Origin of the sequence: Bradyrhizobium sp. 521_C7_N1_3 (assembly GCF_052075975.1) — a bacterium.
Lineage (GTDB): Bacteria > Pseudomonadota > Alphaproteobacteria > Rhizobiales > Xanthobacteraceae > Bradyrhizobium > Bradyrhizobium japonicum.
Map to the genome: position 1 here is coordinate 6,160,281 of NZ_CP197232.1, position 17,753 is coordinate 6,178,033.

The following is a 17,753-nucleotide window of genomic DNA, read 5'->3' on the forward strand; positions in this document are numbered from 1 at the left end:
AGCTAAGAGATTTAGCAATCGTAATTTTCCTAGCACCACGGAAACGTCGGGAGCAAGCCATGTCCAACCGTCCCCGCAAGGCCCTGATCGTCGGCGCCGGCATCGCCGGGCCCGTCACCGCGATCCTGTTGCGCCGTGCCGGCATCGAATCCGCGATCTACGAGGCCTGGCCCTACTCGAAGGGTATCGGCGGCGGCCTCCAGATCGCACCGAACGGCATGCATGTCATGGACGAGATCGGGCTCGCGAACGAGCTGATCAGCCGCGGCTCGATCGCCGAATCCTTCGATTTCTATTCGCAGAGCGGCGAACGGCTCGGCTCGATCAACCGCGACATGGCGCGGCGCTTCGGCCAGCCGGCCGTGAACGTCTGCCGCTCCACGCTGAACGAAATCCTGATCGACAAGGCCTGGTGCGCTTGCGTCTCGCTTTATTTCGAGAAGCGCCTGATCAAGATCGAGGACCGCGGCGACCAGCCGATCATCGCCTACTTCTCCGACGGCACCACGGCCGAAGGCGACTTCCTGATCGGCGCCGACGGCGTGCACTCGGTCGTGCGCCGCCAGGTCGTACCGGACGGTCCGCAACCGTTCGACACCGGACTGATCGGGTTCGGCGGCTTCGTGCCGCACGCCGTCCTCGATGGCAGGCCGATCGGCCGGCACGTCGAGACCACGTTCGGCAAGAGCGGGTTCTTCGGCTATGGCTATTGCAGCCCGGATCCGAACGACGGCGTGATGTGGTGGAGCACGCAGCCCGCGCACGGCATGGACGCGGCGATGTTCCGCGCGCTCGACCACGCGACGCTGAAGCAGCATCTGCGCGGCTTCCATCACGGCTGGCACGATCCGATCCCCGACATCATCGACGCGGCCGAGAACATCGTCGTCACCGACACGCTCGACGTCGCGACCTTGCCGACCTGGTCGCGCAAGCGCTCGCTGCTGATCGGCGATGCCGCGCATGCGACCAGCCCCCACGCCGGCCAGGGCGCTTCGCTCGCGCTCGAGGATGCGATGCGGCTCGCGCGGCTGATGCAGGAGGGCCAGGAGCTCGGCGCCACCTTCCAGGCCTTCGAGGCCGAGCGGCGCCCGCGCACGGAAAAGATCGTCGCGATGGCGCGCCGCAACGGCAACAGCAAGCGCGAGTTCAGCGCCACCGGCGCATGGGTCCGCAATCAGATGATGAAATGGCTGTTGCCGCTGGGATCGAAGAGCATGGAGTTCATGTACGCGTATGATGCGCGGGCGGCGTAGAGGCACGGTGCCGTAGGGCGGGCAAAGCGGAGCGTGCCCACCACTTGCGAAGTGAAACCGCGGGGAGACGGTGGGCACAGCGCGTTGCGCCTTTGCCCACCCTACGATGGCTGAACTAGCCTTCCACCTCGAACCTCAGCCCTGCATTCTCCCGCAGCCGCTTGATCAGCTTGTGCTGCATCGCTGCGCCCGGCGTCCAGAGACCGGCCGGGACATCAGGCGTGTCGCGCAGCAGGCAGATCGCGCATTCGGAGACCATCTTCGCCGTTGAGGCATAGCCGGGATCGAGATCGCCCTTCACCGCCGCGCGAACCTGACGGCCGTCGGGCGCGATCGCGACATAGAGCAGGTCGTAATGACCGTTGTCGCGCTCTTGCTTCGACGGCCCCTCGCCGGGCTTGAGCGCTTTGGGGCTGGTCTTTTCGCTATTGGCGGCCATGACGAGCTTCGCGTTGGCCTGCCCTTCGTCCCCCGTCCCCGTCAGCACCATCTCGTCGTAGACGAAATCCCGGCCATATGGGAATCCCATCAGCATGTTGGAGCGATGGACGTTGCGCGTGTTCAGCGTCGCCATAGCAAACGGGGCAGACCAGGATTGCAGGTCTTGCTCGAAAATAGGCTTGTTGCCGCGCGGCTGTTTCGGCCCCTCGAAGCCGGGTGTGAATGCGAAGGGGTCCTTGAGGATCGACACCAGACTGAGATCCTGCGCGACTGCTTCGAAGGTGACCCTCGCGCTCGCCGAGGTGCCGCCGGAGAACTTCCAGCTGAGGTCGCGGACGCGCCCCTTGACGCGCGGCACCGGCGCTCCGAACACGCGCCGGGCTTCCTCCTGCACGAAGAACGCACCGAGCTCGAACGGGATGGAATCGAAGCCACAGGAGAACATGATGCGCGCGCCGCTCGCCCTGGCTGCCGCCTCATGCTTGTCGATCATCTGCTTCAGCCAGATCGGCTCACCGCAGAGATCCACGTAGTCGGTGCCCGACGCGACGCAGGCGGCGAGCAGATCGGAACCGTAGAGCTGGTAGGGACCGACAGTGGTTATGACCAGCTTCGCCTGATCGACCATCGCGCGCAACGAAGCCGGATCGGCTGCGTCCGCCACGATCAGCGGCGTGTCAGCGGGTGCGCCGATCGCATCGCGAACGGAGGCGAGCTTGTCCCCGCTGCGCCCGGCCATCGCCCATGTCGGCGCGCCGTCACCGGCGTAGCTTGCAGCGAGATATTCGGCGACGAGCTGGCCAGTGTATCCGGTCGCGCCGTAAACGACGATGTCGAACTTCGCGGACACGGACCTTACGCTTCCACTCCGAACGTCAGCCCAGCATTGTCCCGCAGGCGCTTGATCAGCTTGTGCTGCATCGCCGCGCCCGGCGTCCAGAATCCGGCCGGGACGTCTGTCACATCGCGCAACAGGCACATCGCGCATTCGGAGATCATCTTCGAGGTTGAGCCGTAGCCGGGATCGCGGTCGCCGGTGACGCCGGCGCGAACCATGCGTCCGTCGGGCGCGATCGCGACATAGAGCAGGTCGAAGCGGCCGTTCTCCCGCTCTTCCTTCGAGGGCCCCTCGCCCGGCTTCGGCGCGTTCGGACCGGTCTTCTCGGCGTTGGCGGCCACCACGCGCTGCGCGTTGGCTTCGCCCTTCTCGCCGGGACCCGTCAGAACCATCTCGTCGTAGACGAAGTCCTGACCGTAGGGAAAGCCCATCAGCATGTTGGAGCGATGGACGTTGCGCGTGTTGATCAGCGCCATCATGAACGGCGCGGCCCAGGACTGCAGGTCCTCCTCGAGCAGCGACCTGTTGCCCTTCGGCTGCTTCGGGCCGGTGAAGCCCGGCGTCAACGCGAACGGATCGTTCAGGATCGCGATCAGGCTGATGTCCTTTGCGACCGCATCGAAGGTCGCCTTGGCGCTCGCCGCGGTGCCGCCCGAGAGCGTACCGCGCATGTCGCGCACGCGGCCTTTCACACGCGCGGCCGGAGCGCCGAACACGCGCTTGGCCTCTTCCTGCACGAAGAACGCACCGAGCTCGAACGGCACGGAATCGAAACCGCATGAGAACACGATCCGCGCGCCGCTCTCTTTGGCGGCCGCCTCGTACTTGTCGATCATCTGCCGCATCCAGATCGGTTCGCCGCAGAGATCGAAATAATCGGTGCCGGTGGCGACGCAGGCCGCGAGCAGTTCCTCGCCATAGAGCTGATACGGGCCGACGGTGGTGATCACCGACATCGTCTGCTCCGCCATCGCCTTCAGCGAGGCCGCGTCCGACGCGTCCGCGACGATCAGCGGCGTATTCCCGGGCGCGCCGATCGCGTCACGTACCGACTTGAGCTTGCCGAGGCTACGGCCCGCCATCGCCCATTTGAGCGTGTGGTCGCCCTTGTAGTGCTGAGTCAGATATTCGGCGACGAGCTGGCCGGTGAAACCGGTCGCACCGTAGACGACGATGTCAAATTTCGCTGAGCTCATGGTCGACCTTTACTTCTTCGCGTAGCTCACGCCCATGCCGGCGCGGACGTCGCTTTGAATCCCATAGGGCGGAATCGGATAGCGCAGGCCGTTCTTGGCCAGCGCCTTCATGCCCTCGATCGCCTTGGCGAGATGAGAGGGCTTCAAGGCCATCAGCATCTCCTCGTCCGGCACGCCGCCATAGCGCCGTTCGGCATAGCATGGCAAGGACAGGCTGGGCTCGCCGGTTTTCAGCGCCCGCCCCCAGGAATCCGCGCAGGCGGTCTCACCGACGACGCCCCATTCGAACTTCTTGTAGCCGGTATATTGCAGCCCGTTGATCAGGATGATCATCTGCCCGGGCGTTGCATAGACCAGGCAGATGTCGGGCGGATCGAGCCGCCCACTCGCGAGCGGACTGACCGCAAGCGCCTGATACTGCCCGAACGGAACCACGTCCAGCGCCTCCTGGCGCTTGCGCGCGTCCTCGGCGGTGCCGTGCCAGACCCCGACATAGTTTTCGCCGGCGAGCCATTTTTCGTCCTGCGGCGCAAGCCCGATCACGGCGCGACACTGCGCACCGACAAGATCGTCGGCGGTGATGCCGACCGTCCAGCCCAGACGTGCAGCCATGCTGACGATCTGGTCGGTGGTGTGGACCGCGTTCGGCCGCCGGATTTTCGGGATCGCCTCCATGTCGGCGGTGCGCGCGAACAGCTTCATGCCGATCACCGTCGTCTTCAGCCGCAGCAGGCTGTTGAGGTCGGCGACGAGGCCGGCAAGATCGATCCTGTCTGCGCTCTGCTGCTGCATGGCGTCCTCCCGACCGGCGATCGCGCGCCGGTACTCTGTTCTTGTTTTGCGGCTCCCGTTTTAGTCCTTGCCCGGTCCCGGAAGCAACTCGCCGGTCCGCCCCATGATGCGAGACGCCAAAAGGCCGATCCATTCGCGCACGGCGACGTCGGTCTTGCCGAGACCATCGGCCCCGTTGCGGGTGAAGGCGAAGAGCCCGTGGCGCCCGCCCATCCGCCAATCCACCGGATAGGCTTCGACATCGAATCCGGCCTTGCGAAACATCCCCATTGCGCGCGGCATGTGGAACGCCGACGTGACCAGAAGCCAGCGTTCGCCCGGCTTCGGCGTCACCAGCTGCTTCGTGAAGACCGCGTTCTCCCAGGTGTTGCGGGAGTCGCGCTCGAGGATCAGGCGCTCCTTCGGTATGCCCAGGCTTTCCAGGATCGGCGCGGTGTAGTCGGCCTCCCTCGCCCCCGTCGCGACCAGGTTCGGCGAGCCGCCGGTGAAGACGATACGCGCGTTCGGATAGCGCCGCGCGAGCTCGGCCGGCGCCAGCATGCGATCGGCCGCGTGCGCAACCACCGGCGTGCGATGCGCCGCCGACAGATCGGTGTCGATCGAGCCGCCGAGCACGATGATGCCGTCGGGGGCGCCCCGCGACGGGTCCCACGCCGGGAAACGCGACTCCAGCGGATAGAGCAGAAGATTGCCGATCGGCGAGAACGCGACCAGCGCCAGCAGCACCAGCGTGGTCACGGCAAGCTTGCGGCCGACCGCAGCGAACCGCGTCGCCATCAGCAGCAGCGACAGGATTCCGAGCTCGATCAGGAGATTGATCGGCAGCAGAGCGGTGCCGAGGGTCTTGGAAAGAACGAAATACAGGGGAGCCTCGCTGGAATGATCGTGCCGGGCTTGACCGGCCCGTCCATCTTCAGAAATCTTCTTGAAAGAGGATCGATCGCCCGGTCAAGCCCGGGCATAACAGGTTCTCATGACCAGTTCTGATGAAACCGATTGGACGCGGCCAATGACCCATCACCACCTGCATTCAAGCCCCGAGACCTGCCATTGGGGCTTCTTCGAAGCCGCGCTCAAGCCCGTCCTCACCGTCAAAAGCGGCGATGAGGTGACGGTCGACACCATCAGCGGCGGACCCGACATGCTGCCCGACCGCAACAAATTTCACATTCCGCCGGAGATGTTTGAGGTTCACGCCAAGAACGAGCGCATGCTGCCCGGCCACATCCTCACTGGCCCCATCGCAGTCGAGGGCGCGGAGCCCGGCGACGTGCTCGCGGTCGAGATCCTCGACGTCCAGCTCCGGCAGGATTGGGGCTGGAACATGATCAAGCCGCTGTCCGGCACCCTGCCCGACGATTTCCACGAAACGCGAATCCTGAACATCCCGCTCGACCGGTCGCGGATGGTCGGCCGCATGCCCTGGGGCCTCGATCTGCCGCTCAAGCCGTTCTTCGGCGTGATGGGCGTCTCGCCGCCGCCGGCCTGGGGTCGCATCTCCTCGCTCGTGCCGCGCGCGATGGGCGGTAATCTCGACAACAAGGAGCTCGGGGCCGGTGCGACGCTCTATCTGCCGGTATTCGTCCCGGGCGCGATGTTCTCCTGCGGCGACGGCCACGGCGTGCAGGGCGACGGCGAAGTCTGCGTCACCGCGATCGAGACCGCGCTCCAGGGCCGCTTCCGCCTGACGCTGCGCAAGGATCTCAGGTTCGACTATCCCCGCGCCGAAACGGCGACGCATTACATGACCATGGCGATGGACCCCGACCTCGACCAGTGCGCGGTGCGCGCGCTGCGCGACATGATCGTGCTGCTCGGCGAGACGCGAAACCTGTCGCGCGAGGACGCCTACACGCTGTGCAGCCTGGCCGCCGACCTGCGGGTGACGCAGACCGTCAACGGCTGCAAGGGCATCCATTGCATGATCGAAAAGGCGATCGTGCACGGCTAGCCGCACCCGCCTGCCCGGCCCCGTCTCCACTCCGCCGCCGCTCGGCATCCCGCGCGGCGCGCGGAGCTGCGCCTGATTTCCCTAGTGATTCCAATGAGCTGAAACACCGGTCTTGCCCGGATTTGACTCCGACCCCTGAACCTAAATAGAGTCTTAATCGTTACTTTTATGTACCTTAGTAAGAGGCTAGCGTTCGGGCCATGGCCACCGAAAAAGCCGAGACTGACCGCATTCCCGTAACCTTGGCGCTCTCGACCATCACCTATCTGGAGAAACTGGTGAGACAGGGCACCCACGGCACCAGCGTTCCCGGCGTCGCACGCACACTGATCGAGGAAGGCATCCGTCTCGCCATCAAGGACGGGCTTCTGTCGATTCGCGACAACGGCAGAACCTGAGCACGCGCCGGACGTGAGGCGGACGGATCTCGCAAGGCGGATGGCCGACATCTGCAACCTGGGACCGTTACAATGCCTGTTCTCTCACCAACTTCTTCACCGACTGCTTCTTCGCCGACTTGGACCAACGAACGAATTGAACTTCTGAAGCAGCACTTCGAGGCCGGCCTCACCTGCAGCGAGATCGCTGCCGACATCGGCGTCAGCCGCAACGCGGTGATCGGCAAGCTGTCCCGGCTCAATCTCACGCGCGGCAGGACGAGCGACGAGCGCAAGCTCGAGCGGAGCCTCGCGCCGCGGCGCGGGACGCGAGCCGTACCGCGGCTGCAATATGAGATGCTCGCCACGATCTACGGCGACACCGACACACCTGTGGTCGCGGGTCCAATCGACGATGCCAACCGCTGCTCGCTGCTGGAGCTCTCGGAGAACTGCTGCCGCTGGCCGATCTCGACGCCAGGTGCGGACGACTTCTGCTTCTGCGGCAATACCGCGCCCGACGGCCAGCCCTACTGCGTCGGCCACAGCCGCCTAGCCTACCGGCCGAACTCGCGCGCCCGCGTGATGCGCGGCTGAAGGAAATCCCAAAACGAAAAACCTCCGGCGGGGCATCGCCGGAGGTTTCTGGAGGCTTAGCATGAAGCTAAGAGCCGCGACTTTCGTAATCGGCTGAAAACAAGATAGCTGATCAACTCAGGTAAGTAAATAAATTTGAGGACGATCGAATCGCATAGCTCGTCTTCGTCGCTTGCAACGCGTTGCCGGATTTCCGAAGTCAGCTTTCATGAAAAAGCCCCGGCGGTTTCCCGCCGGGGCTCTCTCAGATTGGAACGGACTTGAGCTTACCAGTTGCGCTGGGCGCGCAGCAGCAGGCTGTAGGTGTCCTGGTCCTTCAGCTCGTAGGTTGCCGCAGGCTTGGCAACCGACGTCAGCGCCGGGCTGGTGATCACGCCCGAGTACTTCTGGTCGAGGTGGCTGTAGGTGAAGTCAGCCGAGAAGGTCAGGTTCTTCACCGGCGTCCAGCGGGTGATGACACCGATCTGGCCGATGTTGAAGTCCGGGTTGCAGGTGCCGGTCAGGGTCGCGAACGCGGCGCTGCCGCAGATCATGGACTTGGCCGTGCCGCTGTAGTTGACCGCAGCCCACGCGCCGTAGAGCGCCGTGTTCCAGTACGGGCTCCAGTTGTGGGTGTAGGCACCACGGAAGCCGTAGGTCTTGGTCAGCTCGAGCTGGCCGTTGGGACCGAACACCGCGTCAGACACGCCGGCAAAGCCGATGCTCTGATACGCGCTGCCCGAACCGCCGAACATCGAGTAGCTGGTCGCAGCCAGCTCCTGGAAGTTGTAGCGGCTCGCACCTTCGGTGTAGACGCCCGAGATGTTGATCACGTCGCCGGCGCCGGTCGGGATGTTCTTGATCTGCAGAGCGAGCTGCACAGCCCAACCCCACTTGTCTTCCGGATGACCGGTGACTTCCGTCGCGCCGTAGTAGGCGACGTGGTTGTCGTGCGCGGCCACCGACGCCTGGAACAGGCCCCAGGCCTGGTCGACACGGACCATGGCGACGAGGTCGGGAGACCGGGTGCCGCCAAAGTCGCTCGAACCGTAAGCGCCGCCGAGAACGCCGGAGGTGGTTATGCCCGCGGTGTTCCAGATGTTGGTCTGGAAGGCTTGGGTCTGATCCTGCGCCGAGAACGCAGCCGTCACGCCCTGGCCGAAATCAGCGGTGTAGGTGAACTGGGCAACGCCGTTGGTCGTGCCGCTGCCGCCGACCAGCTGGTCGAAGTTGTTGCCGGGATAGTTGATCCAGGGCGCGTCGAACTGCGACACGGCCTTACCCATCGTGAAGCCGGCGAACTGGATGAAGGCGTAGTAGACGCCGAGCGTACCGCCCGAGATATTGCCCGCGTTTGCGTTGTTCGGCGCAGACACCCCGGTGCTTCCGAGTTGTGAGTAAACCGTCGCACCCGGTGTCGTGCCGCTTCCCGTCGTGAAATCGGTCGTCCAGGTGAACACGGCGTCAAAATAAGTACGAACCACGCCGTATTCGGTCGCGGTACGTGTATCGATGTTGAGGTCTTCGCGAGCGCGCGCCGAGTAGTAGTTGGTCAGGCGGTTATTCGAGGCGGAAACGCTGTTGTAGGAGCCGCTGTAGTTGCCGCCGGCATTCAGCGCGACTTCAGCACGCAGATAGCCGCCGAGCTTGATGCAGGTATCGCTGCCCGGGATGTAGTAGAAACCCGCGCCGTAGAGCGTGCAGATCTTCACGTACTCGACCGCCTTGGCCTTGACCGGAAGATCGGCCGCCTGAGCTCCACCGACGGCGATCAGACCCGCCGCAGTGCCGAGCAAAAGGCTCTTCACCACTTTCATTTAAAACCTCCAAGTTGCTCATTTTACGGAGACCGGACCGTGAGGCCCCCCAGATCCCCGTCTCTTAAAATCCGCTCGGCCGCTTCGCGCTTTTGGACACACCCGCATCGACGCGAGGGACGTGAGCGAACCACCTGCAACGGGACGATTGAGTACCCCCCACCGTCACGGGCCAATATGCCTGCGCCGTTCCGCTAATCAAAATAGTTTATTTAGTTAGCTTTGTTGTTTCACTAAACCTGTGCCCCGCGCGCAACACCGCAGGCGGGGGAATATGCTGAGCTGATCATCTTTGTAATTTTAGTGACAAAATTACCCTGCTCTGCACTTGCGTCAGGGCAGACTTGCGTGGACTATGGCCGTGCAAGACACCGGCCGGAAAAGAATCAGATCACGGGAGTGACGCTGTGTCAGCGACGAGGAAGGAAGGAGCGCGCCTCCGCTCCATCGGCAATCTCGATATCATCAGGCGTTTCACCTGGGAGATATCGTCGATCAACATGTATCTGGAGGAGTTGCGTCAGTTCTGGGCGAGAACGCTGGGCATCAGCGGTCCGCAATGGCTGATCCTGATGGCGATCTCCGACCTCGACAAGGACGACGGCGTGCCCGTCAACGTGGTCTCCAAGCTGCTCCACGTCGATCCGTCCTTCGTCACCACCCAGTCCAAGCTGCTGGAGAAGAAGGGCCTGCTGCGCCGGCGGCCCTCGCCGACCGACGCCCGCGTGGTGCGGCTGTCCCTGGTCGAGAAGACGCAGAAGCACATCGCAAGCCTCAACGAGCAGTACAAGACGATTCGCGAATTCGTCTTCCAGGAATTCGACGAGAACGAACTGACCGAATTCACCGGCAAGCTCGCGACGCTGAAGACCCGGCTCGAAAAGGCCTGCGTCAGGATCTCCCTCGACTACTGAAGCATGATCCGGAAAAGTGCGAAGCGGTTTTCCGAAAAGATCATGCCCAAACGACAACCTGAAGCGCGATGACGATTCATCCCAATCTCATCGCGCTTTAAGGCAGCAGGCGGCGTTCAGATCCGCCGCCCCGCGGCGCCGAGCTGCGATTCCAGCCAGTCGAAGATGTATTCGTTGGCAAGGCTGGGATTGTCCGCGTGGGCCTGCGCCGCGCCGGTCTCCTGCGCGGTGAACACCTTCAGCACGATGTCGGAGCTGCCGAGTCGCGACTTCTGCACGATCTGGCGCGCCCGGTCGGCCTTGAGCCAGCCGTCCTCGCCGAGTGTGATCAGCACCGGACAGTCGGCACTCGAGGCCATCAACGGCGCCGACGGCACCGGGACGATGCTGAGATCGCTCATCGCAAAGCGGCTGGCGAAGAAGGATCGTTCGTGCAGGTCCCACAGACCGCCGTCGCAGACGGCCGCGGCGAGCCTCGGCTCCTGCAACACCGCGCGCGCGACGAAGGAAGAGCCCCACCCGTCGGCCACGATGGCAACGCGATCGAAATCGACGTCGCCGCGCGTCTCCAGATAATCCATGACGCTGGCAATCGAGCTCTCGAGGTCGCGGCGCTGCAGGAGCGTGTCGGTATAGTCGTCACGCTGGTCGCCGAGCAGGTCCAGCGCGAGCATCGACAATCCACGCTCACGCGCATGCGGCGCGAGCTTGAACAGGAATTCCTCCTTGCGGTGTCCGGGCTCGCCGATGCAGATCACGGTCGGAGCCCGCTTGCTGCCCGGGGACGCAGGCAGGAAATAGCCTTGCAAAACGTGTCCGTCGTCGGCCCAGGGAATCGTGACGACCTCGCCAGCCGGACTGCGCGCAGTGAGGAAGCGGCGCGCACATTCCTGCATGGCGAGCACGGCGACCCAGCGGCGCTCGTCGGCCTGGTCGAGCGGCATCGCGGCCGCGCCGTAGTAGTTCATCGCTCGCAGCCAGTTGCGCTGCGCAGTCGCCATGTGGCCCTCCGCGAACGCCGCCTCGGCACGCTGCCGGTTGGCTTGCGCCAGCCGCTTCCACTCGCGGTGCCAGGACTGCTCGCCGCCCTGCTTGAGCTGCCGCGCGATCATCAGGCATTCTGCGATGGTGGCGCCACCCTCCTGCGCCGCGGTGAGGAGCCGCGTGAATTCAGCGGAAATATCCTCTCTCTCCGGGCAGAGGATCCAGTCGTCGGAGAGGCATGCGGGTATCATCGGAGCTACGCTTTATGATGGCGTTACCCCTGATTGACTAAACTATTTTGGTTCACCAACCAAGCTGCCGTGCGCCCAATGAGACCCGTTTCACATCACCATCGCTTGAACATTACTTGAACGACGGAGCATGTCGCATGCGTGACATTCCAAATCGTCATAAGGCGTCGGAAAATGGCAAGAGGTGGCACGTAAAGTTACCTGCGTAACATGTAAATTACCTGCGTAATAATACGTCCGCACCTCTTGCCATGATGATCGTCATACCTACATAGGCCGACGCTCGTTGACAGTCTCAGCCAATCGGACTCAACCGAGCCGCCAGCCAACTTCCTGCGTAAAGCTTTCATAGAAGGCGCGGTCATAGGCCTGCTCCGGCGTTGCGCGCACGCGTTCGTCAAGGCGCTTTGCGTCTTCGCCCACAAGAATGCGCCACCGCTCCGCCTTGACCCCGTCGAGGATGATCTTCGCGGCCTGCGCAGCCGTCGTCGGCGCGTCCTCGAGGAAGCTGCGGGCGCGTTCGGCGAACGCAGCCTGGATGTCCTCGTCCGACATCTTGTCAGCATCCGGCACGCCGGCCGCGACCATGCGCTTGCGGGTCAGCGCGACCTCGTCGGCATTGAGCCGCTCCGACCCGTCGGCGCTCTGCACCTTGCGCGAATTGGAGACGATCGAGGTGCCGATATGGCCGGGCATCACCACCGAGCATTTGACATGCGGTGCGTGCAGGCGAAGGTCGTTGATCAGCGCTTCGGTAAATCCTTTCACCGCGAACTTGGCCGAGCTGTAGGCGGTGTGCGCCTGGTTCATGCCGATCGAGGCCCAGAAGCCGTTGACGCTCGCGGTGTTGACGATGTGGGCCTCGTCCGCCGCCACCAGCATCGGCAGGAAGGTGCGCACGCCGAGATAGACGCCGCCCCAGCAGATGTTGAAGGTACGCTCCCACTGCTCGCGCGTGTTGGTGAACAGGCTGCCGCCGCCACCGATGCCGGCATTGTTGAACAGGAGATGGATCCGATCGGTCTTCTGCTGCTCGGCGATCTCATCGCGAAACCGCTTGAGATGATCCTCGATCGAAACGTCGGCGACATGGGTCGTGACCCGCAGGCCCTGCGGCAGCTTCTCGACCTCGCACAATCGCTTGGTCTCGGCCATCGCGGCCTCCGAGACGTCGCACATCGCGACATTGCAGCCCTCCGCGACGAGCTGCCGCGCGAGCTCGCGTCCCATCCCCGTGCCGCCGCCGGTGATGACGGCGATCTTTCCTGCAAAATCCTTCATGGGACTTCGGTCCCTCCCCTTGTCGGTATGTTTCTTCACAGCTGGCGCCGCGCATCGCGGCGTGCGCAAAATGTAGCAGCGCCGCATCCGCAGGTAAAAGCGGATCGGCGTTGCCATTCGACATCGATAATTTCGGCTGGTGGACTATTCGGCCGCTTCGACACGCACCCCGTTCAACGCGCCGAGCGCCTCCAGCGCCTTGCGGGTGGCGGCCTGCTGCGCCGGCGAGGCCTCCGGCATCGGCGCGCGCGGATAGGTCCTGGGCAAGCCCTGGAGCGTCTGGGCGTAACGCGTGCAGGCCGGCAGATTGTCGGCGATAACGGCGTTCCACAGCGTCAACAGCTTCTTGTGCAGGTCGAGCGCGCGCGGATGGTCGCCCGCCTTCACCGCATCCCACAGCGCGACGGAGGCATGCGGTGCCGCAGTCAGGATCGCGGCGATCGAGCCGTGGGCGCCGAGCGTGTAGGACGGATACATCAGGGCATCGACCGCGCTGTAGATCAGCTTGTCCGGCGCCATCATCATGAGATCCGCGAACAGCTTGAGATCGCCCGCGCTCTGCTTGACGCCGACCACCAGCGGCACCTCGGTCATGATCCGCACCAGCAGTGCCGGCGACAGATAGGACCACGGCACCACGTTGTAGATGATGATGGGCATGCCGGTCTCGTCCGCCATGGCGCGGAAGTGCGCAACCATCGCCTCGTCGTCGGGCTTGAACAGATAATGCACCGGCGTGACCTGGAGTGCTGCGACATTCATGTCGCGCACGAGCTTGCCGCGGCGGATCGCATCGCGCGTGGAGTCCACGATGATGCCGGCGATCACGGGAATGCGCCCCTTCACCGCCTCGACCGTCGCGGCCATCAGGTCGCGATATTCCTCGTGATCGAGCGTGTGGCCCTCGCCGGTCGAGCCGCCGGCCGCTACGCCATGCGCGCCGGCGCCGATCATCCAGTCGACCTGGGGCGCCACGAGCCCAAAGTCGATCTCGCCGTCTTTCCGGAACGGCGTCGTCATCGGCGGGATCACGCCGGTCGGTCGTGCCTTCATGGTCTGCCCTCGCGTTTCCTTTGGTCCTGTGGCGGTCCCGCTCTTTTGGCGAGTATCCGCCCGCTTCCGAGCCTATCGGCTGCGCAGGCCTTGTGAAGGGGCGGTTCGCGCGGCGCTGCCCCCACAATCGCTCATTCCTGCGATCCTTCCGCGTCCTTTTCCTTGTGGATTCCCCGTATTTGCCCGGCTTCGGTTTAGGGGCAATTTTTTTACAATCCGAATCGCCAAATGGGGATGGACGCTGGGGCGGGTCGGCCAGGCCAGCGTGTTGTTTGTGTCACAGGCTCTGGCACTCCGCTTGCATCCTCTTCGTGGTCTGAAACTACCGATGAGGTGACAGGAATGTTCGTGACCGTGGTTGCCGTGCTCTGCCGGCTGAGCGCAGCCAGCTCAGGCAGTTGCATCGAGGAAATCGTGACCGACAGCAACATGACGCCCGAGATATCGATGATGCAGTGCGCGATCGGCGCGCAGGCCCCGCTTGCCAAATGGATGGGCGAGCATCCGATCTATCACGCCAATTGGCGCCTCGAGCGCTACAAATGCGTGCCCGGCCACTATGAGATCAAGGGCCACGCCTAAGGCCCCGCAAGACTACGGATGAGGAAACGCCCCGGGGACCGCCTGGTCTCTCCGCGCGGGCACCGCTAGCGCCAGACCCCATTGCGGCGGCGCGCGCCTGTGACGACGATCACGCCTTCCCTTTAAGCCACTGCACGCAGAATGATCGCACGCGCCCGTCGCCCTTCCGGAGTCGGCATCAGCGCATAATTGTGCGGCTGGTCACGGAGCAGATGCAACTCGACCGCCACGCCCGCCGCCCTCGCCCGCTCCGCGAGATCGACGCTATCGGGATAGAGAAGGTCGCGCGTGCCCGAGAAGATCGTCATCGGCGCCAGCGCGCGGAAGGCGCCGTTGAGCGGGCTGACAAAGGGATGACCGACATCGAGCTCGCCGGCATAGAGCCGCCCTGCCTCAAGTATTCCCGGAATGTCCTGGATCGGATCGCGCGCCGCGATCTCGACCTGCTCCGGGCGGCTGACCGATGCATCGGCCGCCGGCGAGATCAGCATCAGCCGGCCCGGCTGCCGATGCCCGCGGTCGCGCAGCCACTGGCAGGCGGCGAGCGCCAGGCTAGCTCCGGCGGAATTGCCGACCACCGTCACCTTTGAGGGCCCGGCATCCTCCAGCAGCATCCGCAACAGCTCGGCCGTCGCCGGCACGACATCCTTCGCTGTCGCGCGCGGCGCAAGCGGATAAATCGGCACGACGCACACGACGCGCGCCTTGCGCGTCATCTGTGCGACAAAGCGCCAATGCGCCGGCACGATCTCGTTGATGAAGCCACCGCCGTGCAGGAACATGACGTGGTTGCAGCCCTCATGGCCCGAAGACGGTGCCGTGTAATAGACCGGCCATCCGCCCATCTTGGTCAATGTCACCTCGACGCCGCGGCCCAGATTCGGCGGCTCGAACGAGACCGCCTGCAAGGCGAGCTTCTGGACATGCTCCTGCACGGCGTCGGCGGACGCGAGCTGTTGCTTGTACGGAAGCTGCCGCAGGAGCAGGTTGAGGGCACGGCTTTGCAGGCTTGGCGCGGGATCGCGCCGGGCCGGGGCGCCGAAGACGCAACCGCCCGGACAGAACTGCAAGGCCGACACGATTCTGGCAACGCTCATGGCCACATCCCCATCTGGCTCTTTCGACACGGCGACAAAGAGGCTTGCCGACCCGCCGTCACTTGCGGATATAATGCGAGCATTCACTCGCTTTTCCTACTCGCATTCAGATCACAAGGCCGTGGCCCGCAAACCGCCGACAAAACCCCGGAAAAATGCGTCGCAGGAGCGATCCCGCGCCACCGTCGACGCGCTAGTCGAGGCAACCGCTCGCATTCTGGTCCGTGAAGGTTTCGAGAAGACCAGCACCAACCGCATCGCCGAAATCGCCGGCGTCAGCGTCGGCTCGCTCTACCAGTATTTTCCCAGCAAGGAGGCGCTGGTTGTCGCTGTCATCGATCGCCACAACGACGAGATCATGCAAATCGTCCGCGCCGCGTTCGTCGAGGTCGCTGACATGCCGATCGAAAAGGCCGTGCGCCGGCTCGTCACCGTCGCGATCGAGGCCCATCACATCGACCCGGACCTGCACCGCGTCCTCGCCGAGCAGATTCCACGCTCCGGCCGGCTCGCCGAGGTCGAAGCCTTCAATCACGAGGTCCACGGCCTCGTCCGCACCTATCTCGAAAACCACCGCAAGGAGATGCGCAAGATCGATCCAGGACTGGCAGCCTTCATGTGCGTCAGCGCGATCGAGGCAGTCGCGCACAACACGGTGCTGAACCCGGCCGAGATGCTGTCGGAGAAGATGGTGCGGACGCTGGTGGACGAGACGACGCGGATGGTGGTGGGATATTTGAGGTAGTTTGCGAAAACGTCGCCTCATGCCCGCTCGACACGGGAGAGCGGGCATCCTGCTAAGCAGTTGATTGATCTGCGGGCTGCATAGAGCCGAGCCCATGGCCATGAGTTTTCCATTTTTGATGGCGATCAATTCAGCTTTCCAATTGAGGACAAAACATATGCCCAAGAAAAATTGCCTGATAGTCCATGCCGCCGGAAGACAGCTCGACCTGCTGCGCGGAGAGGCTTCCCGCATTGCGAAGGCGAACAAGGTCGACTGGTGGATCGATCGTGCCGACGTCGGCACACTTTTTTGCTTTGAAGACGCAAATGCTACAGATGCCTTCGCACGCACCTGCGACGACTTCGGAGTTCGATGCCAAGACGGCTAGCTCAAAAACCCCGCCGACTTTGTGAGCCGGCGGGAGTTGAGTGAATACCTACGAAAACCGGCCCATCGCCAAACGCGCGTCGGACGGTGGGGCCGTTCCGGGTGGATGGCGAGACCTTGAGGAGGTCCAGATTCGCCACAGACCGATTTTTCAATCTCTCCCTTGAAGAGTCGTTCCTCAGACGCCGCGATGCCAATATTTTTGTGATCTGGCGCAAAAGGAAGGCCCCAGCCAATGGGGAAGACTGGGGCCTTGACAGGCCTTGCGATGGATCACACGCAAGACCGATCGCCGGATAGCTGCAGGAGCGCTCATTCCTCCTGCGGAACCAATCTCGACCCAGGTTGGCTGCAACTCCAGATGAGTCGCGAGAGCCAGCATTCCAGCAGCCAAATCGGGGCTAGAGTGTGTCCGAAGTTGAACTAGACGCGGGCGAAACCAACGTGCTGAAGCCACTATCCAACTCGAGTGTTTCGCAAATCATCGATTCTTCGTAGGCCGAACCCGCGGCGAGCGACTATTGCGCGTGGGTGAAGATATCCACGCGTCGATTTCGTCTGGCTCTACTCGCCACGAAGGCGAGACGCCATCGGCTGTCCGGGCTGTGACACGGTATCGGCGCTTATGCAGCTTGGCTGCCAAACTCTTCGCGCCCTCTTCGTCTCGACATTCAATAGAAAAATTACCGTAACAAACAACCCAGCGCTTTCGACTTACTTTTCGTTTGGATCGCGCTGAACGCTCCATCTAAGGGACCCCGTGAGTCCCCAGGCCCGTCCCAGTATCAAGACTCCATTCTTACCAAACCATTTAAACATGATTGCGACCTCGCCAAGGGTGGCGGACTAGCTACCGATCCCAGCGCCCCCCGCGTCCGCAGGTGCCGTTCAGTTGGATCATGCCTGCGAAGCCATTGACGGTCATTAGGCGCACCCACCGACCATGCGACGCGCGCGCAACGGCTCCGAGAGCGGGTTGTGTCCGTCGGGGCATCGTGTCCCAAAGGGAATTCGCGCCAGCGCAAGTCGTCGTTGAACTTCAGGACCCAATGGCCCAACGCACGGACATTCGGTAAGTCGCGCTGTCTGATCTAGTTCAGTAGCTTCTCCTGGCGTCGCCCCCGACACTCAGGACGGAAGTTGGAAGCACTAGGCCGAGCGCCTTTCGCAACCGGGAGGTGGGCTACCGTGAAACTCGCGCGCGGCGCGGACGCTACTTGCTTGCCGCCAGGA

Annotated in this window: 17 protein-coding genes; 8 read left to right on the forward strand and 9 right to left on the reverse strand. The window is 63.5% G+C overall.

Going from position 1 to position 17,753, the window contains the following annotated elements; translation table 11 throughout:
- Positions 1–59: 59 nt before the first annotated feature.
- Entirely contained in the window at positions 60–1,256 is a 1,197-nt protein-coding gene (locus AB7008_RS28715; RefSeq protein WP_304490060.1) for an FAD-dependent monooxygenase, read from the forward strand.
- A 115-nt stretch (positions 1,257–1,371) separates the two neighbouring features.
- Here AB7008_RS28715 and AB7008_RS28720 read toward each other — a convergent pair whose 3' ends face one another.
- From AB7008_RS28720 to AB7008_RS28735, 4 genes are read right to left on the reverse strand one after another with little or no spacing between them, the layout of a single operon-like run.
- Positions 1,372–2,547, reverse strand: a complete 1,176-nt coding sequence (locus tag AB7008_RS28720; RefSeq protein ID WP_441259888.1) for a saccharopine dehydrogenase family protein — start codon at positions 2,545–2,547, stop codon at positions 1,372–1,374.
- A 5-nt stretch (positions 2,548–2,552) separates the two neighbouring features.
- Complete coding sequence (locus AB7008_RS28725) at positions 2,553–3,731, reverse strand: saccharopine dehydrogenase family protein (protein WP_028155891.1); 1,179 nt, start codon at positions 3,729–3,731, stop codon at positions 2,553–2,555.
- A gap of 9 nt (positions 3,732–3,740) precedes the next feature.
- The gene (locus AB7008_RS28730; RefSeq protein WP_028155890.1) at positions 3,741–4,523 is read right to left on the reverse strand and encodes a DUF169 domain-containing protein; all 783 of its coding nucleotides are present in this window, start codon (positions 4,521–4,523) and stop codon (positions 3,741–3,743) included.
- 60 nt (positions 4,524–4,583) lie between these two features.
- Positions 4,584–5,300, reverse strand: coding sequence for a YdcF family protein (locus AB7008_RS28735; protein WP_304490061.1), 717 nt, complete (start codon positions 5,298–5,300; stop codon positions 4,584–4,586).
- Positions 5,301–5,532: 232 nt separating this feature from the next.
- Here AB7008_RS28735 and AB7008_RS28740 point away from each other — a divergent pair, with 232 nt between their 5' ends.
- From AB7008_RS28740 to AB7008_RS28750, 3 genes are all read left to right on the forward strand, one after another.
- Positions 5,533–6,474, forward strand: a complete 942-nt coding sequence (locus tag AB7008_RS28740; RefSeq protein WP_166342046.1) for an acetamidase/formamidase family protein — start codon at positions 5,533–5,535, stop codon at positions 6,472–6,474.
- 200 nt (positions 6,475–6,674) lie between these two features.
- Positions 6,675–6,872, forward strand: coding sequence for a hypothetical protein (locus AB7008_RS28745; RefSeq protein WP_007603456.1), 198 nt, complete (start codon positions 6,675–6,677; stop codon positions 6,870–6,872).
- Positions 6,873–6,944: 72 nt separating this feature from the next.
- Positions 6,945–7,448 (forward strand): GcrA family cell cycle regulator, encoded by a 504-nt coding sequence (locus AB7008_RS28750; protein WP_441259889.1) that lies wholly within the window; start codon positions 6,945–6,947, stop codon positions 7,446–7,448.
- A gap of 266 nt (positions 7,449–7,714) precedes the next feature.
- Here AB7008_RS28750 and AB7008_RS28755 read toward each other — a convergent pair whose 3' ends face one another.
- Positions 7,715–9,244: a porin gene (locus AB7008_RS28755; protein WP_041959508.1), complete on the reverse strand. Its 1,530-nt coding sequence runs from the start codon at positions 9,242–9,244 to the stop codon at positions 7,715–7,717.
- A 407-nt stretch (positions 9,245–9,651) separates the two neighbouring features.
- On the opposite strand from AB7008_RS28755, the gene AB7008_RS28760 reads away from it, so the two are divergent.
- Entirely contained in the window at positions 9,652–10,158 is a 507-nt protein-coding gene (locus AB7008_RS28760; protein WP_028152624.1) for a MarR family winged helix-turn-helix transcriptional regulator, read from the forward strand.
- 116 nt (positions 10,159–10,274) lie between these two features.
- Here the strand turns inward: AB7008_RS28760 and AB7008_RS28765 are convergent, their stop codons facing one another.
- The 3 genes from AB7008_RS28765 to AB7008_RS28775 all read right to left on the reverse strand — a co-directional run bounded on the left by AB7008_RS28765 (position 10,275) and on the right by AB7008_RS28775 (position 13,727).
- A complete protein-coding gene (locus AB7008_RS28765; RefSeq protein WP_304490063.1) occupies positions 10,275–11,393 on the reverse strand; it encodes an alpha/beta hydrolase family protein in 1,119 nt (372 codons plus the stop codon).
- Positions 11,394–11,702: 309 nt separating this feature from the next.
- Entirely contained in the window at positions 11,703–12,674 is a 972-nt protein-coding gene (locus AB7008_RS28770; protein ID WP_304490064.1) for an SDR family NAD(P)-dependent oxidoreductase, read from the reverse strand.
- Between the two features lie 144 nt (positions 12,675–12,818).
- The gene (locus AB7008_RS28775) at positions 12,819–13,727 is read right to left on the reverse strand and encodes a dihydrodipicolinate synthase family protein (protein ID WP_028155884.1); all 909 of its coding nucleotides are present in this window, start codon (positions 13,725–13,727) and stop codon (positions 12,819–12,821) included.
- Between the two features lie 342 nt (positions 13,728–14,069).
- Here AB7008_RS28775 and AB7008_RS28780 point away from each other — a divergent pair, with 342 nt between their 5' ends.
- Positions 14,070–14,309: a hypothetical protein gene (locus AB7008_RS28780; protein WP_014494790.1), complete on the forward strand. Its 240-nt coding sequence runs from the start codon at positions 14,070–14,072 to the stop codon at positions 14,307–14,309.
- A gap of 122 nt (positions 14,310–14,431) precedes the next feature.
- Here the strand turns inward: AB7008_RS28780 and AB7008_RS28785 are convergent, their stop codons facing one another.
- Positions 14,432–15,406 carry an alpha/beta fold hydrolase gene (locus AB7008_RS28785; protein WP_441259890.1) on the reverse strand — a complete coding sequence of 325 codons (975 nt, stop codon included), beginning with the start codon at positions 15,404–15,406 and terminating at the stop codon, positions 14,432–14,434.
- Between the two features lie 121 nt (positions 15,407–15,527).
- Between AB7008_RS28785 and AB7008_RS28790 the strand changes: the two genes are divergently transcribed.
- Complete coding sequence (locus AB7008_RS28790) at positions 15,528–16,151, forward strand: TetR/AcrR family transcriptional regulator (RefSeq protein WP_028155882.1); 624 nt, start codon at positions 15,528–15,530, stop codon at positions 16,149–16,151.
- 94 nt (positions 16,152–16,245) lie between these two features.
- A complete protein-coding gene (locus AB7008_RS28795; RefSeq protein WP_244464211.1) occupies positions 16,246–16,521 on the forward strand; it encodes a hypothetical protein in 276 nt (91 codons plus the stop codon).
- Positions 16,522–17,753: the final 1,232 nt, after the last annotated feature.